Source organism: Nonomuraea sp. NPDC050786 (genome assembly GCF_040654115.1).
In the GTDB taxonomy this organism is placed as follows: domain Bacteria; phylum Actinomycetota; class Actinomycetes; order Streptosporangiales; family Streptosporangiaceae; genus Nonomuraea.
On sequence record NZ_JBFAHJ010000002.1, the window covers coordinates 118,054 to 141,318 of the forward strand.

Consider the following 23,265-nt stretch of genomic DNA (forward strand, 5'->3'; position numbering starts at 1 on the left):
ACCATTGCATGCGGATGCCGCAGTGGATATTCTAAAGTTCCTTAGAATATAAGAGGAGATGGAATGTCCTATCCCGAGCCTCGTTACCTGGGAGAGTCCGGCGAGCACAGCGGTGTCCTGCGTACGGCCGACACCCCGCCCGACCTGTCGATGGCCAGCGGCACGCAGGTGCACTACCTCGGCACGGGCGGCTCCACGAACGGCGCGTTCGGCCTGTACCGGTGGGAGATGGGACCGCGCCCGTCCGGCCCGGGCGCGCACTTCCATCGCACGATGACCGAGTCGTTCTACGTGCTGTCCGGCACCATCCGGCTCTACAACGGCGAGAAGTGGGCCGAGGCCAGGCCCGGCGACTTCCTGTACGTGCCCGAGGGCGGCGTGCACGCCTTCCGCAACGAATCGGGTGAGCCCGCCTCGATGCTCATCCTCTTCACCCCCGGCGCCCCCCGCGAGGCGTACTTCGAGGAACTCGCCGACATCGCCGGCACCGGCCGCGAGCTCACCCCCGAGGAGTGGACGGAGCTGTTCCTGCGCCACGACCAGTACATGGTCTGATGTCCGAGTTCCCGGAGGAGCCGATCTACCAGCAGCTGGCCCGGGTCAGCAAGGCCCTGGCCAGCCCGGTGCGGTTGCGCCTGCTGGACGTGCTCGACCAGCGTGAGCGCACGGTCGAGGAGCTGGCCCTTGCGGCGGGGGTCGCGCTCAAGAACACGTCGGCCCAGCTCCAGCACCTGCGTGCCGCCCACCTGGTGACCAGCAGGAAGGAGGGCGCCAGGGTCTACTACCGGCTGGCGGACGAGCGGGTGTCGCGCTTCCTGGGCGAACTGCAGGAGTTCGCGCACGACCGGCTCGCCGATCTGCGCGAGGCCGTGCGGGCGCGACTCGGCTCTCCGGAGGGCGTGACCGCGGACGAGCTCGCCTCCCGTCTGACCGACTCCGGCACGGTGGTCGTGGACGTGCGCCCCGCCGCCGACTACGCGGCCGGACACCTGCCGGGGGCGATCTCGCTGCCCCTGGCCGAGCTGCGCGAACGCCTGGACGAGCTGCCAGGACAGGCGCGGATCGTGGCGTACTGCGGCGGGCCGTACTGCGCGGTGTCCGCGGAGGCCGTACGAATCCTGGGCGAGCACGGCTACGACGCCCGCGCCCTCGACGGCGGCTATCTCGGCTGGCGACGCCGCGAGAGGCGCGCCGGACATTGACCGGCCCACGTGCATTGACCGCCCCACGCGCCCGGCGTCACCCGGCAAGGCAGCGGCGCCTCGCCGGGTGACGCGCTCGCATCACCCGGCCTCGCGCATGACGTGCCGTGTCACCTCGCCCCCGCCTCGCGCATGACGTGCCGCGTCACTTGACCCCGGCCTCGCGCATGACGTGCCGCGTCACTTGACCCCGGCCTCGCGCATGTCGCGCAGCTCGCGCTTGAGCTCCTTGATCTCGTCGCGCAACCGCGCCGCCACCTCGAACTGCAGGTCGGCAGCCGACTGGTGCATCTGCTCGGTCAGCGAGTCGATCAGGGACTCCATCTGCGCCCGCGGCATCTCGCCCGCGATCGCCTTGGCGTGCTGGCCGGCCTGCCGGGCCCCGAAGCCGGGCACCGGGGCCTTGCCGCGCGACTGCTGCCGGCCGCCGCCGAGCAGGCGGTCGGTGTCGGCGTCCTCGCGCTGCAGCGAGTCGAGGATGTCGGCGATCTTCTTGCGCAGCGGCTGCGGGTCGATGCCGTTGGCCTCGTTGTAGGCGATCTGCTTGGCCCGCCGCCGGTTGGTCTCGTCGATCGCCCGCTCCATGGAGGGCGTGACCTTGTCGGCGTACATGTGGACCTGGCCGGAGACGTTACGGGCGGCGCGGCCGATGGTCTGGATCAGGGAGGTCTCCGAGCGCAGGAAGCCCTCCTTGTCGGCGTCGAGGATGGCCACCAGCGACACCTCGGGCAGGTCGAGGCCCTCGCGGAGCAGGTTGATGCCGACGAGCACGTCGAACTCGCCCGTGCGCAGCTCCCGCAGCAGCTCGATGCGGCGCAGGGTGTCGACCTCGCTGTGCAGGTAGCGCACCCGGATGCCGAGCTCCAGGAGGTAGTCGGTCAGGTCTTCGGCCATCTTCTTGGTCAGCGTCGTGACCAGCACGCGCTCGTCGCGCTCGGCCCGCTCGCGGATCTCGTGGACCAGGTCGTCGATCTGCCCCTTGGTCGGCTTGACCACGATCTCGGGGTCGACCAGGCCGGTCGGGCGGATGACCTGCTCGACGACCTCGCCCTTGACCCGCCCCAGCTCGTACGGCCCCGGCGTGGCCGACAGGTAGACGGTCTGCCCGATGCGCTCGAGGAACTCCTCCCACTTCAGCGGCCGGTTGTCGAGCGCCGACGGCAGCCGGAACCCGTGGTCGACCAGCGTGCGCTTGCGCGAGGCGTCGCCTTCGTACATCGCGCCGATCTGCGGCACGGTCTGGTGGGACTCGTCGAGGACGAGGAGGAAGTCCTCGGGGAAGTAGTCGAGCAGCGTGTTTGGCGCGCTGCCGGGCTCGCGCCCGTCCATGTGGCGCGAGTAGTTCTCGATGCCGGAGCAGGTGCCGATCTGCCGCATCATCTCGATGTCGTACGTCGTGCGCATCCGCAGCCGCTGCGCCTCCAGCAGCTTGCCCTGGCGCTCCAGCTCCTCCAGCCGCCCGGCCAGCTCCGCCTCGATGCCCGCGACGGCGGCGGCCATGCGTGCCTCGCCGGCGACGTAGTGGGAGGCGGGGAAGATGTAGAGCTCCTCGTCCTCCGTGATGACCTCGCCGGTCAGCGGGTGCATGGTGGAGAGCTTCTCGATCTCGTCGCCGAACATCTCGATGCGCACGGCCAGCTCTTCGTACTTCGGGATGATCTCGATCGTGTCGCCCCGCACCCGGAACGTGCCGCGCGTGAAGGCCAGGTCGTTACGCGTGTACTGCATGTCGACCAGGCGGCGCAGGAGCTGGTCGCGCTCGATGTCCATGCCGACGCGGAGCCGCGTCATGCGGTCGACGTACTCCTGCGGCGTGCCCAGGCCGTAGATGCACGACACGGAGGCGACCACGATGGTGTCGCGGCGGGTGAGCAGCGAGTTGGTCGCCGAGTGGCGCAGCCGCTCGACCTCGTCGTTGATCGAGGAGTCCTTCTCGATGTACGTGTCGCTCTGCGGGACGTACGCCTCAGGCTGGTAATAATCGTAATAAGAAACGAAATATTCGACCGCGTTGTTGGGCAGCATCTCCCGCAGCTCGTTGGCGAACTGCGCGGCGAGCGTCTTGTTGGGCTGCATGACCAGCGCGGGCCGCTGCAGCCGCTCGATGAGCCAGGCGATGGTGGCCGTCTTGCCGGTGCCGGTGGCGCCCAGCAGGACGCTGTCCTTCTCCCCGGCCTTGACGCGGCGCTCCAGCTCGGCGATGGCCGTCGGCTGGTCGCCTGAGGGAGTCATCTCGGTGACGACCTCGAACGGCGCCACCTTCCGCTGCAAATCTGTGACCGGTCGCATGTTGCCACTGTAGGACGCCCCACCGACAGAAACGCCACCCGAGGCAGCCGGGGTAAAGGTCAGGCCGAGCGCTCGCCTGTGCGCGGGAACGGGCTGGTGGAGAAGACGACCTCCACCGGCACCCCGAAGTGCGCCCCCAGATCCCCTTGCAAGCGAACAGTAAGTCATACCCGATACGGTCGGATTCGCCTGTAGCGGAAAAGGAAGGTTCGATGTCACGACCCAGAGAGGCACTGATCCAGGCAGGGCAGGGCATAGCCCAAGCGGTTGCCCAAGGGGGTGACGTACGGCAGGCGATGGGGCAGGCAGTGGGCCAGTTCGCCGACCAGGCCGGACAGCTGGCCGGCCAGGCCCGGGGGTTCGCGCTGAACCCGCACGACTTCGCCGCGGCCCGCGACGGCGGCGTGTCCGTCGGCACCGTCATCGAGGCCAGAACGGCGTCGCTGAACGAGGCCGGCGAGATCGTCAACCGCAGTTTCACCGAGAACGGCATGCACGTCATCTCACCGGTGGTGATCCCCAAGGGCACCACCGCGAAGGTGATCGTGCCGCTGGGCATCCTGGTGGTGCTCGGCCTGATCGGCGCGCTCGGCAACGTCATCCCGAACACCGATCTCATCTTCGGCCCGCACTACTGGGTGGTGCTGCTCCTGGCGGCCGCGTTCCTGTGGTGGCGGCGCAGCGTGGTGATGGTGCCCGAGGGCTGCAAGGCGCTGATCACCAAGTTCGGCAAGCTCGTGCACATCGCGGACCCGGGCCGGGTGACGCTGTTCAACCCGTGGAAGCGGGTCAGCTACATCGTCAACACCACCCGCGAGTACCCGTTCAACGCCCCGATCAGCGAGGCCCCGACCCAGCAGGGCGTCAAGGCGAGCGTGGACCTGTTCCTGCAGTTCAGGATCGAGAACCCGGCGGAGTTCATCTTCGTGCTCGGCTCGGTCAGCGGCTTCCAGTCCAAGCTCCAGAACGCCATCAGCGAGGTCACCCGCTCCCTCATCTACGCCCAGCGGGCCGAGGAGATCTACGACCTGGTCGGCGAGAGCACGGTCGGCATGCTGGACAGCCTCAACCAGCAGTTCCTGCCCGCCGTACGGCTCACCGACGTGAACATCACGCACGCCGAGCCGTCCAGCCAGGAGTACCGGATGGACCTGGCCGCCCCCGAGATGGTCCGCGTCGCCAAGGAGGCCTACACCTACGAGTACGAGCTCCAACTGCGCAAGGAGCAGAACGAGGGCGACCTGGTCAAGGAGCTGGCCGGGCTGCAGGAGACGCTGAGCGCCATCCAGGCGGAGATCGCCGGCTACCAGGCCCGCATGGACACCGCGCTCGAACGCGCCAGCCACCAGGCCACCGCGCAGGCCAGGCAGCGCCTGGTCGAGGCCGAGTCCACGGCCAACGCCAACGCCGCGCTCCTGGAGGCGCAGGCGCTGGACATCAGGGCGCTGTCGGCCGCGGAGGCGCCCGAGATCCTCGACTACCGCTTCCAGCAGGACCTGCTGAACAAGCTGGAGTCGGTCGCCACCAGGCTGCCCCAGGTGGTGCAGGTGGGCGAGCAGACCGACATCGACTTCCTGGCCCTGGCCCAGCAGCTCGTGGGCGGCAAGGGCGCCGCGCTGTTCTCCGCCGACGACATGGCCGCGATCCGCGCCAGGCTCGACGACATCGGCGAGCGGGTACGCGGCCGCGAGCCCGAGATCGCCGCCCTGCTCAAGAAGGCCGCCGCCGACGTGAGCGAACCCCAGGACCCGCCGGAGCCCGACGCGGACCTGGAGCGAACCGTCGAACGCCTGCTGCCCGGGAAGGGGGAGAGCTGACATGACACGCGAGTTCTCCAAGATCAAGGAATCGCTGGCCTCCTGGAGCGACATCCGCCAGCTGCTGCGCGGCGGCGAGCAGGGCCAGCTCGTGCCCGTCGTGATCCCCAAGGACCGGCGCGGCTTCGCGTGGATGGCGCTGGTGTTCCTGGCGGTCTACTTCGCCGGGATGGCGATCCTGACGGACCTCACCGTCATCGCCGCGCTGGCGGCGCTGTTCTTCCTCGCCGTGGCGCTGGTCACCATGTGGCGCAAGGCCATCATCGAGATCGAGGAGGGCACCACCGGCGTACGCAGCCGCTGGGGCGCCATCACCGGCGTCCTCCCGCCGGGCCGCCACTACCTCTGGCTGCCGTGGGACCGGGTGGACGCGGTCGTCGACACCTCCACCGAGATCCCGTATTCGGCGCCGATCGTGGCCTGCCCGACCGCCGAGAACGTGCCGCTGAAGTCGATCGAGTTCTTCCTCAAGTTCCGCATCGTGGACCCCGTCGCGTTCGTCCGCACGATCGGCGCGGGCAACTTCGACCTGGTGCTCTCCAGCGCGGTCCAGGACGCGATCAGGCAGCGCAGCCGCCGGGTGAACACCGAGCGCGCGTACGACCTGCGCGGCTCCGACGTCGGCGACATGCAGGACGCGCTCAACCGCCAGCTCGGCAGGTACGGCGTGCGCATCACGGGCGCCAACATCCCCGACGTCCAGCTGCCCGACCAGTACCAGCAGCATCTGGCCACCCGCGAGAAGGTGGCCAAGGAGCTCTCGGCCTACGAGCGCGAGTGGGAGCTGACCCGCAAGCGCCGCATCGACACCCTGCTGATGGAGATCGAGCGCTCCAAGAAGACCCGTGACGCCCGCGTCGTCGAGGTCAAGGCCGCCCACAACAAGGCGCGCAAGGACGTGGCGCGCATGCTGGAGGAGCAGGAGACCGAGGCGCAGCGGGTGACGTGGGAGATCGAGGCGCGCGGCCGGGCCGAGCTGACCGCCGCCGAGAACGAGGCCAAGGCGCTGCGCCGGCTGGCCGAGTCGTACCGGGACAACCGGGCCGTGCTGCAGTACGAGCTGGCCCGCAGGCGCCTCGACGTCGGCGCCAAGCTCGCGGAGAACGCCCCCCAGCCGCTGGTCGTGCGGACCCAACAGGGCCAGTCGGACTCCGCGCTCTCCACCCTCCTCCTCGCCCAGTTGCTCCCCCGCATCTCGGGCACGGGTACCGGCCACGTGAACGGCCACACACCTTCCGCATAGGAGAACCCCATGGTGTTCCGCAAGTTAATGGCCGCGTTCGGCGCGGGCGTCGAAGTCGACACGGTGCTGACCAACACCGGCGTGCGCCCCGGCGAGCTCCTGCGCGGCGTCGTCCACTTCCGCGGCGGCAACTCCGACTACAAGGTCGAGGGCATCTACATCGACCTGACCGCCGTGGTGGAGGTCGAGTCGGGCGACAACGAGTACAAGACGACCTACAGCTTCCTGCGCCAGCAGGTCGCGGGGACGTTCCAGCTGGCCGCGGGCGCGCAGCACCAGCAGCCGTTCGAGATCGCGATCCCGTGGGAGACGCCGATCAGCGCCATCGCCGGGCACCCGCTGCACGGCATGAAGCTGGGCGTCCAGACGGAGCTGGCGCTGGCGGGCGCGCTCGACAAGGGCGACCTCGACCCGCTGTTCGTCAGCCCGCTGCCGGCGCAGGACCACGTGATCGGCGCGCTCGACCGGCTGGGCTTCCAGTTCAAGAAGGCCGACCTGGAGCGGGGCACGCTGTACGGCTCGACGATGCCGTTCTTCCAGGAGATCGAGTACTACGCGGGCGGGCAGTGGCGGCGCCACTTCAACGAGCTGGAGCTGACGTTCATCGCCGGGCCGCGGCAGATGGACGTCATCCTGGAGGCCGACAAGCGGGGCGGCTTCCTGACCTCGAGCCACGACGCCTACAACCGCTTCACCGTGCGCTACGACGACCCGCCCCACGCGGCGGACGCGGCGCTGCAGCACGGCCTGGAGGCGATGGCCCGCCACCGCGGCTGGTTCTGACCTCCAGGGCCGTCACGGCCGCCCCGCCGCGTCCCGGTGCGGCGGCCGTGACGGCTAGGTGATCGCTCCTTTGCGTGCCCTGGCAGCCGCATCGCGCGGTCGTTACCATGACCTCGGGGACTGATCGTCGGACGGCGGGGCGGGGCGATGGCACGGTTCATGGCGGCGGTGAAGCGGGTCGTCCCCTGGGCGGCCCAGAACGCCGACGGCGCGATCGCGCTCCTGCTCGCCATCGTGATCGGCGTCCTCGGCATCATGCCCAACGAGATCGTCCCGACCGAGGTGCAGACCCAGCTGGTCAACGCCGCCACGCTGGTCATCATGGCGCTGGTGGCCACCGCGCTGCTGCGCGACCGCGTACGCCAGGCGCCGGTCGAGGAGACGATCACCTCGGGCGCGCTGGCCGAGCTGCCCGTGCGCCTGGCGCGCCTCGAGGAGATCGAGACGCTGGTCGGCAGCACCCGCAAGGCGCTCGACTCCCTCCAGCTCGTCCGGGTGCTGGGCAGCAAGGAGGAGATCGCCGAGTCCCACGCCGAGGCGCGCAAGGACACCTCCAGGTGGAGCTTCAAGGGCGGCACCGGCACCTACCTGCGCGCGGTCACCCTGCCCGCCTGCGTGGCGGCCGCCCGCCGGGACAAGCGCCACCTCACGGTCAGGGTCGAGGTGATCGACCCGTCCAACCTCGAGGTGTGCGAGACGTACGCGCACTACCGCCGCTCGCTGTCCGACACCCCCGACGGCACCGGCGAGCTGTGGACGGCCGACCGGGCCAGGAAGGAGTCGTACGCGACGATCCTGGCCGCCTTCTGGCACCGCCAGCGCTACGGCCTGCTGGACATCGCGGTGGGCCTGTCGTCGACGATGACCACGTTCCGGTGGGACGTGTCGGCCACCCGCCTCATCATGACGGTCGAAGACCCCAACAAGGCGATGACCGCGCTGGCCGGCACCTTCTACTACGAAAACTGCGACACCGAGCTGCGGCTCAGCTTCGAGCAGGCGCGGCGGGTGCCGCTGGAGATGTACAAGAAGGTGCCGCTGAGCGACGAGCCCACCATCGAGGAGGTGCAGGAGCTGTTCGAACGCATCGGCGTGCCCCTGCCCAAGTCCTACAACGGCCGCGACGTCGTCGACATCGCCCGCAAGGCGTTACGCGCGGTCGACCCCTATGGGGAGCCATGAGCCACCACGCCGTCCACCAGCGGGTGCTCGGGGGCGAGGCCAGGTCGTGGGCCCTCGAGGCGCTCTCGGCCGGCCACCTGACCGCGGTGCGCCACCCGCTCGGATTCGTCTGCCTGCCGCTGGAGCGCGACGGCGGCGAGGGGGTATGCATCCACCTGTGGTCCGACTCGCTCGCGCACGCCGAGAGCACCACCTCGCAGATCCACTGCCACAGCTGGGACCTGGTGAGCCACGTCCTCTACGGCCAGGTGCGCAACGTGCACGTCGTGGTCACCGACACCGAGGCGGACGCCACGCACCGGGTGTTCGAGGTGGTCAGCGGGCCCGGCGGCGACCGCATCTCGCCGACCGGGCGCACCGTCCGGCACGCGACGGGCCTGGTGGAGGTGTTCGGGCCCGGCGAGACGTACACGCTGGCCGCGGGCCGCTTCCACAGCAGCGTCGTGCCCGAGGGCGGCGAGGCCGCCACGATCGCGCTCGGACGCGGCCGCCCCGGCAGCCGCGACCTGTCGCTCGGCCCGCTCAGCGGCGGGCCGCACCACGTGTCCAGGCAGCCGCTGGACGCCCGCGAGACCGAGCTGGCCGTACGCCTGATCACCGCGCACCTGACCTGAGAGGCACCCGATGGACCTGGATCACGCCCGCACGGTCGCCGTCCAAGCCGCCGAGGCCGCGGGAGCGCTGCTCCTGGAGGGCATGCGGGGCACGGTCGGCGTCCAGGCCAAGGGGGACGCCGGCGACGTGGTGACCGATCTCGACCTGGCCTCGGAGAAGCTGCTGCTGGAGCGCATCCTGACGGCGTACCCGTCGCATGCGGTGATCGCCGAGGAGTCGGGGCTGGTCGGGGCCGCGGGCGGCGAGTGGACGTGGCTGGTCGACCCGCTCGACGGCACCAACAACGTGGCGATCGGCCTGCCCGCCTACGTGGTGGGCATCGCGCTCTGCCGTGGCGGGCGTCCCGTGCTCGGAGTGGTGCACGATCCGGTCTCCGCGCACACGTGGTCGGCGATCCGCGGGCGCGGCGCCCTGGCCGCTCCGGCGGGATCGTCCTCAGGGGTACGGCTGGCGCCCCCGTACGCGCCGAGCCCGCACGGGCCGCTGCTGGCCTGGACCCAGGGCTACGGCGTGCCCAGGGGCGACGCGGCGGTGCACGCGCTGAAGTCGGCGCTGGAGCTGAACGCGCGCAGGCTGCTGCAGCTGTGGGCGCCGCTGCTGTCGTGGGCGATGCTGGCGCGCGGCGACATCGACGGCATCGTGGGCTACCGCGCCGAGGCGGTGGACCTGCCGGCGGGCGCGCTGCTGGCCAGGGAGGCGGGCATCGAGATCAGGGCGCTGGACGGCGGGCCGTTCGAGGAGTGCTTCGACGGCACGCCCGAGGACCGCAGCTTCGTCGCCGCCCACCCGAGGGCCATGCCCGGGCTCCTCGCCCTCCTCGAATGAGGAGAAATCCACAGCCGATGTGTGTCTTTTGTCGATGAGTTCCGCCGCCGTTCGAGGTCTATTCAGAGAGAACGGCACAAGGGGAGGAGCCCGACATGATGACCACGACCGAGCTGGCGCAGGTGCTCTTCGCGACCGCTCTGCAGCCGTCCGACCGCCTGTCGCCGTACCAGATCCGCGCGGCCGTGGATCAGCGGCTGTGCGCGTGCGGCGGCGACCCGGGCCGGTGCGCGGCGTACGTGGCGCAGGAGGCCGGCGACCACCCCGAGACGTACGTCGCGCGGATGCGCTGGGCGCTCGACGCGGTCGCCTGCGCCTACGCGCCGGCCGCCGCCTGATCGCTCACCCGGCTCAGCCGACGTGCACCAGCGCCCACACGGTGGCGAGCAGCCCCACCACCGCCAGGCCCGTGCCGGTGAGCAGGAAACGGCCCATCGGCACCTTGACCTCGTGCCGGCGGCACGACTCGAACCACAGCAGCGTGGCCAGCGACGCCCACGGCGTGATGACCGGGCCCACGTTGGTGCCCGCCAGCAGGGCCAGCAGCTGGTCCTGGCTCGTGGACGGGATGACGGTCTCGACGGCCTTGTACGCGGGCAGGTTGTTGATCGCGTTGGAGAGCCCGGCCCCGACGGCGGCGGTGCGGTACGGGTCGCCCTCCGTGCCGATCATCCACGTCATCAGGTCGGACAGGCCGTGCCTGCTGAGCGTGGGCACCACGAGGAACAGCCCGGTGACGAAGACGATGAGCTGCCACGGGATGAGGCTCCAGGTCAGGCGCTCGCGGGCGCGTACCAGGAAGGCCACGACGACGATCGCGGCCGCCGCGGTGGCGGCGACGGCCACGTGCGCCTTGAGCAGCAGCAGGACGATGAAGAGCAGGCAGCCCGCCGCCGCGGCCCCGAACAGCACGCGGTCGGCCACCGGCTCCAGCAGCGGCGGCGTGTAGCGCAGGTCGCGCCGCTCGCCGCGGCGCCAGTAGAAGGCCCACAGGAACGCCATCGTCACCGCGATCGAGGCGAGCTGCGGCGCCCACATGCGCCCGGCGAACTCCTGGGCGTCCAGGCCGATCTTCTCCATGCCCAGGAGGTTCGTCAGGTTGGAGACGGGGAGCAGCAGGCTCGCGGTGTTGGCCAGCCAGATCGTGGTCATGGCCAGGGGGAGGGCGGCGATGCGGGCCTTGGGGGCCAGGGCGAGCATGACGGGGGTGAGCAGCACCGCCGTCGTGTCCAAGTTCAGAAATATCGTGATAAATGACGCGAAAGCAGTGCAAAGAAAGAAGAGTGCGGCGTAGTTGCCGCGCCCGAAGACCGCCATCCTCGCCGCGATGGCGTCGAAGACCTGGGCCTCCTTGGTGAGCTCGGCCAGCACGATGATCGCCACCAGGAAGATCAGCAGCGGCCAGATCTCGTCCAGGCTGTCGGCCGCCGCCTCCCACGGGAGCAGCCCGGTCGGCACGGCCACCACCCCGAGACCGAGCAGGCCGATCCTGATCTTGTCGAGCACACCAAGACGCCGCCACACCCGTCGAATCCTATGGGTTCGAAAGTTCGGTCGCTGCATCCCCTATTTCACAGGGGATACTGGCGTCATGGCACGTGACGGCAGGCCGACCGAGATCTTCGTCAGCTACTCCCCGGCCGACACGGCCTGGGCCACCTGGATCGCATGGGAGCTCGAGGCGGCGGGCTACCGGACGATGATCCAGGCGTGGGACTTCGTGCCGGGCACCAACTTCATCGACTTCATGGACCGCGGCGTCAGCGAGGCGCAGCTGGTCGTGGCGGTGCTCTCGCGCAACTACCTGACCTCCCGCTACGGCCGGATGGAGTGGCAGGCGGCGCTGCGGGCCGACCCGGACAACCCCTCCAACAAGCTCGTCACGATCAGGCTGGAGGACGTCCGGCTCGAGGGCCTGCTCTCCACGATCACCTGGGTCGACCTGCTCGGCGTCACCGACCCGGGCCAGGCCAGGGCGCTGCTGCTGGGCAGGGTGCGGGAGGCGCTGGCGGGCCGGGCCAAGCCGGAGGCGGCGCCCGCCTTCCCCGACGGCTCCCGCGTGCCGGCGCCCGCTCCGACGCTGCCGGAGCCGGGCGAGCGGGCCAGGGCGCGGCGCACGCCCGTGACGGCGCCGAAGTTCCCTCCGGCGGCGAAGGCCGACCGGGGGCGCGAGTCGATCAGCGTGCTGCACATCGGCGGCCCCAGGTTCGGCAGGGCGCTGCCCGATCCCGGCGAGCCGTTCACGCCGGAGGACATGCAGGCGCGGATCTGGGCCGACCTGACCGCCATGTACGACCGGGGCATGCCGCGCCCCGACCTCATGGTGGTCAGCGGCGATCTCACCGAGTCGGGCAGCCTGGGGCAGTTCGGGCAGGCCACCCGGTTCGTGACCGACCTGCGGCTGCTGATCGGGCTGGAGCCGCACCGGCTGGTGCTGCTGCCCGGGCCGCGCGACGTGACCAAGGCCGCGGCCAGCGCGTACTTCATGACCTGCGAGGCCGACGACGTGAGCCCGCAGCCTCCCTACTGGCCCAAGTGGCGGCATTTCGCGGGGCTGTTCGGCGAGGTTTATCAGGGGCTGGACGACCGGGTGTTCGACGGCGGGCAGCCGTGGACGCTGTTCGAGGTGCCCGATCTGAAGGTGGTCGTGGCGGGGCTCAACTCGACGATGGCGATGAGCCATCTGGAGCGCGACGCGTACGCGCTGCTCGGCGAGGGGCAGGCGGCCTGGTTCGCCGAGCGGCTGCGGCCGTACGAGGAGAGCGCGTGGCTGCGGCTGGGCGCGATCGGGCATCCGCCGGGCGAGCTGCGGGACGCGCCCTCGTTCGAGCGGCTGCTGGCGCACCGGCTCAACCTGCTCTTCCACGGCGGCACCGGCGACGGGGCCGGGGGCCGGATCGCCGCGCCGCGCTCCGGGCGGCACCAGGTCGTCGAGATCACCCCTGACGGGCTGCGTACGTGGCTGCCCGACGGGGGCGAGCCCGAGCTGGTCCCGCACCGGTGGAGGGCCGTGCGGGCCACGTTCACCGGCGAGAGCCCGGCGGCCGAGCCGCCCGCGCCCAAGCCGGACGAGCGCGCGCCCAGCCCGGTCGAGCTGCTGCTCGACCGCATCGCCGAGGTCTGCGAGGCCAGGCACGAGCGGGCCAGGATCCGCAGGTTCGACGCGCATCTGGTGGTCACCCACCCCGAGGACGGTTTCGTCCGCCAGACGCTGATCGGCGCGCACGTGGGCGAGCTGACCGAGAGCGCCGCCGACGGGTTCGTCCGCCAGGCGCACGCCAGCGGCCTGACCGCCGAGCTGGTCTACCAGGGGCCGCCCGCCTCCCGGGCGCTCCGCGACGACCTGATGCGCAAGGGGGTGCGGCTGCGCAGCTTCGCCGAGTTCCAGGGCCTGCTCGACCTGACCGGCTACGTCACCGAGCAGACGGCCAGGCTGACGGCCGACCGCCGCTACCCGCCCGCCCTGTACGTCCCGCAGCGCTACCGCGAGCTCGACCGCCCGGGAAACCAGATCAAGCAGGGGCTGACCGACGAGCTCATGCGGCTGCTGGCCACCGACCACGGCCGCTTCCTGCTGCTGCTCGGCGACTTCGGCCACGGCAAGACGTTCGCGCTGCGCGAGCTGGCCCGGCGCATCCCGGCCGAGCTGCCGCACCTGACGCCGATCCTGATCGAGCTCCGCGCCCTGGACAAGTCGCACTCGGTGGACGCGCTGGTGGCGGCCCATCTGGCGAGCCACGGCGAGGAGTTCATCGACCTGAAGGCGTTCCGCTACCTGCTCAGGCAGGGGCGGATCGTGCTGCTCTTCGACGGGTTCGACGAGCTGGTGACCCGGCTGACGTTCGACCGGGCGGCCGATCACCTGGCCACGCTGCTGGCGGCGGCCGACGACAAGGCGAAGATCGTGGTCGCCAGCCGCACGCAGCACTTCAAGTCGCACAGCCAGGTGCTGACCTCGCTCGGCGAGATGGTCGGGGTGCTGCCGCAGCGGCGGGTGCTCAGCGTCGAGGACTTCACGCACGACCAGATCCGCTCCTACCTGGCCAACCGCTTCGACGACGGCGACGAGGCCAGGGCCCGCATGTCACTGATGAGCGAGATCGCCGACCTGCTCGCGCTGGCGCAGAACCCGCGCATGCTGACCTTCATCGCCGACCTCGACGCCGACCGCCTCCGTACGGTGGCCGGCGCCCGCCACACGATCAGCCCCGCGCTGCTGTACGACGAGATCCTCAGCTCCTGGCTGGCCTTCGAGGAGCGGCGGGCCAGGGTCCCCGGTTCGGCCGCCGCGCTGACCGTCGAGGAGCTGTGGCGGGTGGTCACCGCGCTGGCGGTGCGGCTGTGGGACACCGGCGAGTCGCTGCTGGGCGTGGACGAGCTGACCGAGATCGGCGAGACGCTGACCGACATCTCCGACGGGCAGCTGTCGGCGGCGCACGCGGCGTACCGGATGGGCTCGGGCAGCCTGCTGGTGCGGACCGAGGAGGGGATGTTCGGGTTCATCCACACGTCGGTGATGGAGTGGCTGATTGCCCGGCACATCGCCCGGGACAACCTCGCGCTGCTGTCGCGCAGGCCGCTGTCGGCGCTGACCGTGGAGTTCCTGTGCGACCTGGCCGACGTCCGGGCGCTGCGCGCGTGGGTCGCCGACCCGCCGGGCGACGACGTGTCCAGGGCCAACGCGGTCAAGATCTCGGCCAGGCTGCGCACGCCCGCCCGCGCCGACCTGCGCGGCGCCAACCTGAAGGGCGAGGACCTGTCGGCCAGGGACCTGCGCGAGGTGGATCTCACCGGCGCCGACCTGTCCGAGGCCACCCTGGCGGGCACGAACCTGTCCAGGGCCACCCTGCGCGAGGCCAGGCTGGTCGGGGCGCGGCTCGACGGCGCGGCCCTGACCGGCGCCGACCTGACCGGCGCCGACCTGTCCGGGGCGCGGCTGGCTCAGGTGGACCTGAGCGACGCGGCGGTCGAGGGCGCTCGCTGGCACCGGGCCTCGCTGATCAACGTGACCGGCACCCTGCCCCACCTGCCCGGCGCGGCGGTGGTGCCGGGCCGGCCGGTGGAGGTGGAGTTCGCGCCGGCCGGCATCGGCGTCCCGTACGGCTACCACTTCCAGACCAGCCGCCTGCCCGAGCCCATCGCCTACAGCCCCGACGGCGCCACGATCGCGATCGGCAACGAGGACGGGGGCGTGCTGCTCTGCGTCGGCGGCGCGCCCGTGCGCACCCTGCAGGGGCACCGCGGCCGCGTCTTCGCGGTAACGTTCGCGGGCGACCTGCTGGCCACGGGCGCGAGCGACGGCACCTTGGTGCTGTGGGACGCCCTCACCGGCGAGCGCCTGCGCCGGCTGACCGGCCACGCCGACGGCGTCTGGCCGGTGCGCCTCAGCCCTTCGGGCGACCTCGTGGCGGCAGGAGGCGGCGACGGCGTCGTACGCGTGTGGGAGACCGCCACCGGCCGGCTCGCGCACGAGCTCGGCGGGCACCGGGCGCCGATCTACACGGCGTCGTTCGGCCGCTCCGCGCTCGTGACGGGCGACGCGGCCGGCGTGGTGCGGGTCTGGGACCTGGCCTCGGGACAGGTGAAGGAGACGCTCGAGGGCCACCGCGGCAGCGTCTACCGCGTCGTGCACAGCCCGGACGGCCGCCTGCTGGCCAGCGGCGACGAGGCGGGCGCCGTACGCCTCTGGGACACCGCCACCTGGACGCCGCTCCACGTGCTGACCGGGCACGCGGGCAGCGTCTACTGTGTGACGTTCTCCCCCGACGGCTCGCGGCTGGCCACGGGCGACACGGCGGGCGGCGTACGCGTGTGGGAGGCGTCGGGCGAGTCCCTCGGCGTGCTCACCACGCACGCGGCGGCCGTCTACCAGGTGACGTTCAGCCCCGACGGGCAGACGGTGGCCAGCGGCGACTCCGGCGGCGTGGTCCGGCTCCAGCGCATCGGGGGCGGGCAACGGGTCGAGCTGACGGGGCACCGCAGCTCGGTCTGGCCGTTCGCGTTCCGGCCCGACGGGCAGCAACTGGCCACCAGCAGCAACGACGGCACCGTACGCCTGTGGGATCCCGAGTCGGGCAAGTGCCAGCGGGTGCTGCGCGGGCACGGGCGGCGCATCTCGTCCGTCAGGTTCAGCGCCGACGGGTCGATGCTGGCGACCAGCGGCAACGACGGCGTCGTACGCGTGTGGGAGCCGCGTACCGGGCGGCGGCTGCGGGAGTTCACCGGCACGGCCGACCGGCTCATCTCGGCCCTGTTCTCCCCCGCCGGGCCGGTGCTGGCCACCTCCAGCAACGACGGCGGCGTGCACTTCTGGAACGCCACCACCGGCGACTACGAACGCGAGCTGCACGCCGAGACCGACCACATCTGGGCCGAGGCGTTCAGCCCCGACGGCAAGCTGCTGGCCACGGCCAACGACGACGACAGCGTCAGGATCTGGTACCGCCCGACCGGGCGGCTGGCGGGCAACCTGGCCGACCACCGCGGGCGGGTGCGCTCGATCGCGTTCAGCCCCGACGGCGAGTACGTGGCCACCGGCTGCGACGACAAGCTCGTACGCCTGTGGCACGTGGCCTCCGGCGGCCGGGTGGCCACCCTCGAGGGGCACACCGACCGGGTCTACTCGGTGGCCTTCTCCCCCGACGGCCGCCACCTGGCCAGCGCCGGCAACGACGGCCGGGCCATGCTGTGGGAGCTGCGCCCCGGCCAGGCCTGGCAGCCCCGGCTGGTGCGCGAGCTCCGGCACGAGGGGCGGCTGTGGAGCCTGGCGTTCGACGCCTCGGGCGAGCGGCTGGCCACCGGCGGCGACGACCTGGTGGTGCGGGTCTGGGAGACCGCGACCGGGCGGACGCTGCACGAGCTGGCCGGGCACGCCCGCCGGGTGTGGTCGGTCGCCTTCAGCCCCGTCTCCGACCTGCTGGCCAGCGCGGGCGACGACGGCGTGGTGATCCTCTGGGAGGGCGGCGAACGGCGGGCGACCCTGCTCGGGCTGCCCGAGGGGTGGGCGGCGCTGGCTCCCGACGGGCGCTACAAGGTCCAGGGGGAGCCGGCGGGGCAGTTCTGGCACGTCATCGGGATGTCGCGGTTCGAGCTGGGCGAGCTCGACCCGTACCTGCCGGGGGTGCGGCAGGTGCCACTCGACGCACCCTTCTGAGGCTCGCCGCCTGCTCAGCCGCGGGCGGCGCGCCTGGTCAGCTCCTCCCAGACCTCGTCCACCCGGGCCTCCAGCTCGTCGAGCGTGCCCTCGTTGGAGATCACGATGTCGGCCACGGCCAGCCGGTCCTCCCGGCTCGCCTGGGCGGCGATGCGGGCCTGGGCGTCGGCCGCCGGCATGCCGCGGTGCTCGGCCAGGCGCCTGATGCGGGTCTCGTCGGAGGCGTCGACGACGATGACCACGTCGTACATGGGGGCCAGGTTGTTCTCGGCGAGCAGCGGCACGTCGTAGACGGTGATCGCGTCGTCGGCCGCCCGGCTCTGCAGCTCCGCCACCCGCTCGCCCACCAGCGGGTGGACGATCGCGTTGAGCGCGGCGAGCCGCTCGGAGTCGGCGAAGACGATGGAGCCGAGCTTCTCCCTGTCGAGGGAGCCGTCCGGGCGGAGCACCTCGTCGCCGAACACGGCCACCACCCTGGCCAGCCCCGGCGTGCCGGGCTCGACCACCTCGCGCGCGATCCTGTCGGCGTCGATCACGACGGCGCCCCTGGCCGCGAGCCGTTTCGACACCTCGCTTTTGCCGGATCCGATCCCGCCCGTGAGCCCTGTTTTCAACACGGGGAAAGCCTACGGGGTCATCATCGAAGGTATGACGTCCACGATCGTGCGGGCCGCGCACGAGCAGGCCGCGGCCGTGGGAGACGACTGGGTGGGGCCGCAGCACGTCGTCCTCGCCCTGCTGGCGGGCGACTCCGTGGCCGCGCGGGTGCTGGCCGGGGCGGGGCTGGACCGCGACCGCGCGCTCGAATGCCTGCCGCAGCACGCCAGGCCCGCGCACCGGGCGGGCGGCTTCGCCAACCCGCACTTCTCCAAGCTGTACGGCATCGCGACCGGCCTGGCGGTCGCGGCGGGCCACCGGACGCCGGCACCGGAGCACTGGCTCCTCGCCCTGGCCTACGACGCCGAGGTGGAGCGGGACCCGACGACGCTGCACCTGTTCGGGGTGGATCCCGCGGCGGTGGTCGAGGCGCTGCGCGAGCACGGGGTGCGGACGCCGCCGCTCGCGCCCTCCGTGTACGTGCCCTGGCGGGGCCGCCACCAGATCGTCGTGCCCGTCTCCGCGCTGCAGTCCGTACTCGACCGGCTGAACACCGAGCACCCCGCGGGCTCGGAGTGGCGGTGGGGGTGGAACTGGGTGGACGACGACATGGGCCGCGCCGTGATCACCGCTGAGGAGGGGATCGATCTGGCTGCCTACGCAGGTGGACCAGCGTCAGGTGATCGTCCATCCGCTCCCGGTGGGTCTCCCGGTAGCCCAGGCGGCGGTAGAGCTTGAGGTTGGCCTCGGACAGGTGCCCCGTGTAGAGGTCGAACGCCTCCGCCTCAGGCACCGCCTCGTGCAGGGCCGTCAGCAGGGCCGTGCCCAGCCCCTGGCCCTGGCGATCGGGCGCGACAACCAGGCGGCCGACCAGGCAGGCCGTGCCGGACACCTGCCCGCGCACCGCCCCGACGACCCGGCCGGCGTCGAGCGCCTTGAGCACGACGGCGCTCTCGATGACCTTGCGGACCTGCTCGAGCGACTCGACGAGCGGCGGGATGTACGGATCGCCGTACAGCTGGGCCTCGCTCACGTAGGCCGCCCGCTGCAGGGTGAGGATCTCGCCCGCGTCCGCCGCCACCGCCCGTTCGATCAGCACGCGCAGCACACTACCGCCACTGGTCACGAATACATGCCCGCACTCAGCTCTTTGGGGCAGTAGGTGTCCTTCTCCGGCAGAACGCCGTTGACGAGATAGTCGTGCACGTGTGTGCGCAGGCAGGTCGCGCGGAGCTTGTCCACCCCCTGGAGCAGGTACGCGCCGGGCCCGTCGCCGTGCCACAGCACCCGCGCCCCGGGGATCTCCCCGAGCGGCTGGGCGGAGGGGTCCAGCCGCCCGGCGCCGACCAGCACCGGCCGGCCGCCCCGCACGTCCGGCGCGTGCGGGGGCCAGCTCGGCGCGCCCTGCCGCGGTATGCCCAGGCAGCGCGCGACCTCGTACCGTCCGGTCAGCCACCCGAGCCGCGGCGCCACCTCCCGCAGGCGCGACTCCATGGCGAGGAAGCGGCGGTAGCTCGGCACGGCGGGCATGAAGTCGTGGCAGAACATGGAGCCCGTCACCGTCCCGGGCGGTGCCGGCGCGGTCACGGTGGCCATCGCGGCGAGCGCGCTCGCGTCGCCCTCCCTGGCCGCGGAGAGGGCCCGGGCCAGCTCCGGCCAGTGCTGCGGGGCGAGCCCGGCGTTGACGGCGGCCAGCAGCCGCCTGATCTTCACCGTGCGCCCGGGGCCGGCGCTGAGGGGCGTGCTGCGGCGCAGGTCGTCGAGGACCGACACGGCGTCGGCGTCGTGCAGCGAGCAGACCAGGCTGTCCCTGCACCAGTCGCGGAAGGCGGTGAGCCGCCGCTCGGTCGCCCGCGCCTCGGCGGTCAGCCGCCGCTCCAGGCCGGGCTCGGTGTGGTCGAACCCGCCCTCGAGGTACATCCGCCCGGCCCGGTGGGGGAACAGCTCCAGGTACGCCTGCCCGTACACGGCCCCGTAGGAGGAGCCGAAGTAGCGCAGCCGCGGCTCGCCGAGCGCGGCGCGCAGGGCCTCGAGGTCGTGGGCGACCTGCCAGGAGGTGAGGCCGGCGTAGCCGGGCCCGGCGGCCTCCCTGCAGCTTCTGTCGTAGGCGGCGTTGTCACGGGCGTAGGAGCGCCATGCGGCCTTCCCAGGGGCGAGGAGCAGGCGCAGCGGGTCGGGCTGGGCCACGGAGCAGCGCACCGTGGCCGCGCTCCCCCGGTCGCCGAGCCCGCGCGGCTCGACGAGCACCACGTCGAACCACCTGGTCAGCTCGCTCACGGTGTCGGGCTGGGCGCGTACCGCCTCGATCGTGGGGCCGTAGCCGGTGTTCACCACCAGGGCGCCGAAGCTGCGCGCCGGGTCCTGCGCGGGCATCAGGGCGAGATCGATGTCGGTACGGGGCCCGCGCGGCTTCGCCCAGTCGACGGGCACGGAGAGCTTCACGCACCGCAGCCCGTCGCCGCACTCCTGCCACTGGGGAAGGGCCGCGGAGGCCCCGCCCGTCGCCGCCGGCGAAACGGCGGCCCCCGCCGCCAGAACGGCCGCCAGAACGGCCGTCACCAGGATGGTCACCCGCTGAGCCTTGCCCACCGCATCGCCCCTGAGCGTCGTAGGTGTCGACAGCGCAGGTCAGTCTGGCAGCGCCGGGCCCGGAGGATGGCGGGCTCGCGGGGACCTCCAGGTAAAATCTGCGACCCGCTCAGCGGATCGACCGGAAAAAAGCGCGTATGCCCGCCACCAGCCCGTCCGGCGCCGCCATGGCGACCATGTGACTGGGGCTGTGGGCCTCGCCCCAGTAGACGATGTCGTTGTCCCGCTCGGCGATCCGCCTCATCACCGCGGGGCCGCCGTGCGTCACACCGGTCGGCACCGCGCTCTGGTGGATCGGCAGCCCGGCGGCGCCCTCGTAGTACGGCCACGACGACGACGCGCCGGTGTCCGTCACCCAGTACAGGGTCGCGTTGGTGAGCACCAGGTCCCGCTCGATCGGCTCGGCGCCCGAACCCCACCCGTCGAACTCCTTGAACCTCTCCACCAGGTACGCGAGCTGCGCCACGGGCGAGTCCGCGAACCCGTGCGCGAGCGTCTGCGGCCTGGCGGCCAGGTAGGGCCCGTACCCGCTGCCGCCGGTCATCCAGGCGGACATCTTCTCGAGCTCGTCCAGCTCCTCCTTGCTGAGCCCTTCGAGCTCCGCGGGGTCCCCGGTGGGGATGCCGAGCCCGGCCGTGATGAGCGAGCCGACGACGTGCTCGCTGTCCAGCGCGGCCAGCTGCGGCGTGACCAGCGCCCCGGCGTCGTTGCCGTGGGCGCCGTACCGGTCGTACCCGAGCCTGCGCATGAGCTCGGCCCACGTGCGGGCCACCCGCTCGATGCTCCACGGCCGCTCGTCGGCCGGCCCGGAAGACGGCTCGGAAGACGACCCGGAAGACGACCCGGAAGACGGCTCGGGGAAGGGCGAGAAGCCGAAGCCCGGCAGGGAGGGCGCGACGACGTGGAAGGCGACGTCGGGGTCGAGCCCGTGCGCCCGGGGGTCGGTGAGCGGGCCGATGACGTCGAGGAACTCGGCGACGGAGTTCGGCCAGCTGTGCGTGATGATCAGCGGCAGTGCCCGTGGCTCGGGCGAGCGGACGTGCAGGAAATGGCTGGTCTGCCCGTCGATGTCGGTGGTGAACTGCGGGAACGCGTTCAGCCTGGCCTCCTGTGCCCGCCAGTCGAACCCGTCGGCCCAGTACTCGGCCAGCTCGCGCAGGTACGCCACGGGCACGCCTCGGCTCCACCCGCCGGGCAGCTGGCGCGCCCACCTGGTACGCCGCAGCCGCGCTCTCAGGTCGTCGAGGTCTTCCTGGGGAACGGCGATGCGGAACGGCTTGATCTCTTCCATGCCGACGACCATAGGAACCAATGCGGCAGGTTTGGTTCCGCGTTCATCGTCGGATTCAGACACGCGGAAGGCCCCGCACCACGGTGGATGCGGGGCCTTCCCGAAACCGATCAGTCAGACCAGATCGTCAGCTCTGGCCGCCGGCGAGCTTCTCGCGCAGAGCCGCGAGGGCCTCGTCGGAGGCGAGGGCGCCACCGGCCGGGCTCGACGAGGAGCCGCCCGAGGGAGCCTGCGTCTCGCCGCTGTAGGAGGAGGGAGCAGCCTCGCCCGCCTCCGCCTCGGCCTTGCGGGCCTCCTCGATCTGCTTCCTGTGGGCCTCGAAGCGCTGCTGGGCCTCGGCGTACTGCCGCTCCCACTCCTCGCGCTGCTTGTCGAAGCCCTCGAGCCACTCCCCGGTCTCCGGGTCGAAGCCCTCGGGGTAGATGTAGTTGCCCTGGTCGTCGTAGGTGGCCGCCATGCCGTAGAGGGTCGGGTCGAACTCGACCTCGGTGCCGACGCCCTCGTTGGCCTGCTTCAGCGAGAGGCTGATGCGGCGACGGTCGAGGTCGATGTCGATGATCTTGACGAAGATCTCGTCGCCGACCTGGACGACCTGCTCCGGGATCTCCACGTGGCGCTCGGCCAGCTCGGAGATGTGGACCAGGCCCTCGATGCCCTCCTCGACCCGGACGAACGCGCCGAACGGCACCAGCTTGGTGACGCGGCCCGGCACGACCTGGCCGATCTGGTGGGTGCGGGCGAACTGCTGCCACGGGTCTTCCTGGGTGGCCTTGAGCGACAGGGAGACGCGCTCGCGCTCCATGTCGACGTCGAGGACCTCGACCGTGACCTCCTGGCCGACCTCGACCACCTCGGACGGGTGGTCGATGTGCTTCCAGGACAGCTCGGACACGTGGACCAGGCCGTCGACCCCACCGAGGTCGACGAAGGCGCCGAAGTTGACGATCGAGGAGACGACGCCCTTGCGGACCTGACCCTTCTGGAGGGTGTTGAGGAACGTCTGGCGAACCTCGGACTGCGTCTGCTCGAGCCAGGCGCGGCGCGACAGAACCACGTTGTTGCGGTTCTTGTCGAGCTCAATGATCTTGGCCTCGAGCTCGCGGCCGACGTACGGCTGCAGGTCGCGGACACGGCGCATCTCGACCAGGGACGCCGGGAGGAAGCCACGGAGGCCGATGTCGAGGATGAGACCACCCTTGACGACCTCGATGACGGTGCCGGTGACGATGCCGTCCTCGTCCTTGATCTTCTCGATCGTGCCCCAGGCGCGCTCGTACTGGGCGCGCTTCTTGGACAGGATCAGGCGGCCCTCTTTGTCCTCCTTCTGGAGAACCAGGGCTTCGACGTGCTCTCCGACCTCCACGACGTCAGCTGGGTCGACATCGTGCTTGATCGAAAGCTCACGCGAGGGGATGACACCCTCGGTCTTGTAGCCGATATCGAGAAGAACCTCGTCTCGATCGACCTTGACGACGGTGCCCTCGACGATGTCGCCGTCGTTGAAGTACTTGATGGTCTCGTCGATCGCCGCGAGGAAGGCTTCCTCGGACCCGATGTCGTTGACCGCTACCTGCGGGGTGCTCGAGGTGGCCTCAGTGCTGGACGTCATGTGTGGAATTGCTCCGAACGCGGACAGGATGTCGATGTGGCGGACGCGCGGCAGGCCCTCTTCCGCATCA

Annotated in this window: 18 protein-coding genes; 11 read left to right on the forward strand and 7 right to left on the reverse strand. The window is 71.5% G+C overall.

Annotation, left to right across the window (positions count from 1 at the left end):
• Window positions 1-63: 63 nt before the first annotated feature.
• Both AB0H84_RS04945 and AB0H84_RS04950 read left to right on the forward strand, forming a co-directional pair.
• Window positions 64-555 (forward strand): cupin domain-containing protein, encoded by a 492-nt coding sequence (locus tag AB0H84_RS04945; protein WP_357598260.1) that lies wholly within the window; start codon window positions 64-66, stop codon window positions 553-555.
• Window positions 555-1,202 carry a metalloregulator ArsR/SmtB family transcription factor gene (locus tag AB0H84_RS04950; RefSeq protein ID WP_357598263.1) on the forward strand — a complete coding sequence of 216 codons (648 nt, stop codon included), beginning with the start codon at window positions 555-557 and terminating at the stop codon, window positions 1,200-1,202. The genes AB0H84_RS04945 and AB0H84_RS04950 overlap by 1 nt, the downstream gene beginning before the upstream one ends.
• A gap of 180 nt (window positions 1,203-1,382) precedes the next feature.
• Here AB0H84_RS04950 and uvrB read toward each other — a convergent pair whose 3' ends face one another.
• Window positions 1,383-3,491 (reverse strand): excinuclease ABC subunit UvrB, encoded by a 2,109-nt coding sequence (gene uvrB / locus AB0H84_RS04955; protein WP_357598266.1) that lies wholly within the window; start codon window positions 3,489-3,491, stop codon window positions 1,383-1,385.
• 212 nt (window positions 3,492-3,703) lie between these two features.
• Here uvrB and AB0H84_RS04960 point away from each other — a divergent pair, with 212 nt between their 5' ends.
• From AB0H84_RS04960 to AB0H84_RS04990, 7 genes are all read left to right on the forward strand, one after another.
• The gene (locus AB0H84_RS04960) at window positions 3,704-5,308 is read left to right on the forward strand and encodes an SPFH domain-containing protein (RefSeq protein WP_357598268.1); all 1,605 of its coding nucleotides are present in this window, start codon (window positions 3,704-3,706) and stop codon (window positions 5,306-5,308) included.
• A gap of 1 nt (window position 5,309) precedes the next feature.
• A complete protein-coding gene (locus AB0H84_RS04965; protein ID WP_357598271.1) occupies window positions 5,310-6,551 on the forward strand; it encodes an SPFH domain-containing protein in 1,242 nt (413 codons plus the stop codon).
• 9 nt (window positions 6,552-6,560) lie between these two features.
• Window positions 6,561-7,334, forward strand: a complete 774-nt coding sequence (locus tag AB0H84_RS04970) for a sporulation protein (RefSeq protein ID WP_344985057.1) — start codon at window positions 6,561-6,563, stop codon at window positions 7,332-7,334.
• A 147-nt stretch (window positions 7,335-7,481) separates the two neighbouring features.
• Window positions 7,482-8,516 carry a hypothetical protein gene (locus AB0H84_RS04975; RefSeq protein ID WP_357598274.1) on the forward strand — a complete coding sequence of 345 codons (1,035 nt, stop codon included), beginning with the start codon at window positions 7,482-7,484 and terminating at the stop codon, window positions 8,514-8,516.
• The gene (locus AB0H84_RS04980) at window positions 8,513-9,130 is read left to right on the forward strand and encodes a hypothetical protein (protein ID WP_357598277.1); all 618 of its coding nucleotides are present in this window, start codon (window positions 8,513-8,515) and stop codon (window positions 9,128-9,130) included. Before AB0H84_RS04975 ends, AB0H84_RS04980 begins: the two co-directional genes overlap by 4 nt.
• 10 nt (window positions 9,131-9,140) lie before the next feature.
• Complete coding sequence (locus AB0H84_RS04985) at window positions 9,141-9,956, forward strand: inositol monophosphatase family protein (RefSeq protein WP_357598281.1); 816 nt, start codon at window positions 9,141-9,143, stop codon at window positions 9,954-9,956.
• A 95-nt stretch (window positions 9,957-10,051) separates the two neighbouring features.
• Window positions 10,052-10,294 (forward strand): hypothetical protein, encoded by a 243-nt coding sequence (locus AB0H84_RS04990; RefSeq protein WP_357598283.1) that lies wholly within the window; start codon window positions 10,052-10,054, stop codon window positions 10,292-10,294.
• Between the two features lie 13 nt (window positions 10,295-10,307).
• Here AB0H84_RS04990 and AB0H84_RS04995 read toward each other — a convergent pair whose 3' ends face one another.
• Window positions 10,308-11,480, reverse strand: a complete 1,173-nt coding sequence (locus tag AB0H84_RS04995) for an SLC13 family permease (protein ID WP_357598286.1) — start codon at window positions 11,478-11,480, stop codon at window positions 10,308-10,310.
• 67 nt (window positions 11,481-11,547) lie between these two features.
• On the opposite strand from AB0H84_RS04995, the gene AB0H84_RS05000 reads away from it, so the two are divergent.
• Window positions 11,548-17,109 carry a TIR domain-containing protein gene (locus AB0H84_RS05000; RefSeq protein ID WP_357598289.1) on the forward strand — a complete coding sequence of 1,854 codons (5,562 nt, stop codon included), beginning with the start codon at window positions 11,548-11,550 and terminating at the stop codon, window positions 17,107-17,109.
• A gap of 14 nt (window positions 17,110-17,123) precedes the next feature.
• Here the strand turns inward: AB0H84_RS05000 and coaE are convergent, their stop codons facing one another.
• Entirely contained in the window at window positions 17,124-17,726 is a 603-nt protein-coding gene (gene coaE, locus AB0H84_RS05005) for a dephospho-CoA kinase (RefSeq protein WP_357598292.1), read from the reverse strand.
• Window positions 17,727-17,757: 31 nt separating this feature from the next.
• On the opposite strand from coaE, the gene AB0H84_RS05010 reads away from it, so the two are divergent.
• Entirely contained in the window at window positions 17,758-18,444 is a 687-nt protein-coding gene (locus AB0H84_RS05010) for a Clp protease N-terminal domain-containing protein (protein ID WP_357598295.1), read from the forward strand.
• On the opposite strand, the gene AB0H84_RS05015 is transcribed toward AB0H84_RS05010, so the two are convergent.
• The 4 genes from AB0H84_RS05015 to rpsA all read right to left on the reverse strand — a co-directional run bounded on the left by AB0H84_RS05015 (window position 18,332) and on the right by rpsA (window position 23,195).
• Entirely contained in the window at window positions 18,332-18,802 is a 471-nt protein-coding gene (locus tag AB0H84_RS05015) for a GNAT family N-acetyltransferase (protein ID WP_357599627.1), read from the reverse strand. The two genes, AB0H84_RS05010 and AB0H84_RS05015, sit on opposite strands and share 113 nt — an antisense overlap.
• Window positions 18,803-18,828: 26 nt before the next feature.
• Window positions 18,829-20,277, reverse strand: a complete 1,449-nt coding sequence (locus AB0H84_RS05020; RefSeq protein ID WP_357598298.1) for a hypothetical protein — start codon at window positions 20,275-20,277, stop codon at window positions 18,829-18,831.
• 127 nt (window positions 20,278-20,404) lie between these two features.
• A complete protein-coding gene (locus AB0H84_RS05025) occupies window positions 20,405-21,586 on the reverse strand; it encodes an epoxide hydrolase family protein (RefSeq protein WP_357598301.1) in 1,182 nt (393 codons plus the stop codon).
• A 127-nt stretch (window positions 21,587-21,713) separates the two neighbouring features.
• Entirely contained in the window at window positions 21,714-23,195 is a 1,482-nt protein-coding gene (gene rpsA, locus AB0H84_RS05030) for a 30S ribosomal protein S1 (RefSeq protein ID WP_357598304.1), read from the reverse strand.
• Window positions 23,196-23,265: the final 70 nt, after the last annotated feature.

Excerpts from the sequence above, each read along its gene's own strand:
- AB0H84_RS04945 (WP_357598260.1), top strand. The coding sequence starts at position 64 with ATGTCCTATCCCGAGCCTCGTTACCTGGGAGAGTCCGGCGAGCACAGC.
- AB0H84_RS04950 (WP_357598263.1), top strand. The coding sequence starts at position 555 with ATGTCCGAGTTCCCGGAGGAGCCGATCTACCAGCAGCTGGCCCGGGTC.
- uvrB (WP_357598266.1), bottom strand. The coding sequence starts at position 3,491 with ATGCGACCGGTCACAGATTTGCAGCGGAAGGTGGCGCCGTTCGAGGTC.
- AB0H84_RS04960 (WP_357598268.1), top strand. The coding sequence starts at position 3,704 with ATGTCACGACCCAGAGAGGCACTGATCCAGGCAGGGCAGGGCATAGCC.
- AB0H84_RS04965 (WP_357598271.1), top strand. The coding sequence starts at position 5,310 with ATGACACGCGAGTTCTCCAAGATCAAGGAATCGCTGGCCTCCTGGAGC.
- AB0H84_RS04970 (WP_344985057.1), top strand. The coding sequence starts at position 6,561 with ATGGTGTTCCGCAAGTTAATGGCCGCGTTCGGCGCGGGCGTCGAAGTC.
- AB0H84_RS04975 (WP_357598274.1), top strand. The coding sequence starts at position 7,482 with ATGGCACGGTTCATGGCGGCGGTGAAGCGGGTCGTCCCCTGGGCGGCC.
- AB0H84_RS04980 (WP_357598277.1), top strand. The coding sequence starts at position 8,513 with ATGAGCCACCACGCCGTCCACCAGCGGGTGCTCGGGGGCGAGGCCAGG.
- AB0H84_RS04985 (WP_357598281.1), top strand. The coding sequence starts at position 9,141 with ATGGACCTGGATCACGCCCGCACGGTCGCCGTCCAAGCCGCCGAGGCC.
- AB0H84_RS04990 (WP_357598283.1), top strand. The coding sequence starts at position 10,052 with ATGATGACCACGACCGAGCTGGCGCAGGTGCTCTTCGCGACCGCTCTG.
- AB0H84_RS05000 (WP_357598289.1), top strand. The coding sequence starts at position 11,548 with ATGGCACGTGACGGCAGGCCGACCGAGATCTTCGTCAGCTACTCCCCG.
- AB0H84_RS05010 (WP_357598295.1), top strand. The coding sequence starts at position 17,758 with ATGACGTCCACGATCGTGCGGGCCGCGCACGAGCAGGCCGCGGCCGTG.
- AB0H84_RS05025 (WP_357598301.1), bottom strand. The coding sequence starts at position 21,586 with ATGGAAGAGATCAAGCCGTTCCGCATCGCCGTTCCCCAGGAAGACCTC.
- rpsA (WP_357598304.1), bottom strand. The coding sequence starts at position 23,195 with ATGACGTCCAGCACTGAGGCCACCTCGAGCACCCCGCAGGTAGCGGTC.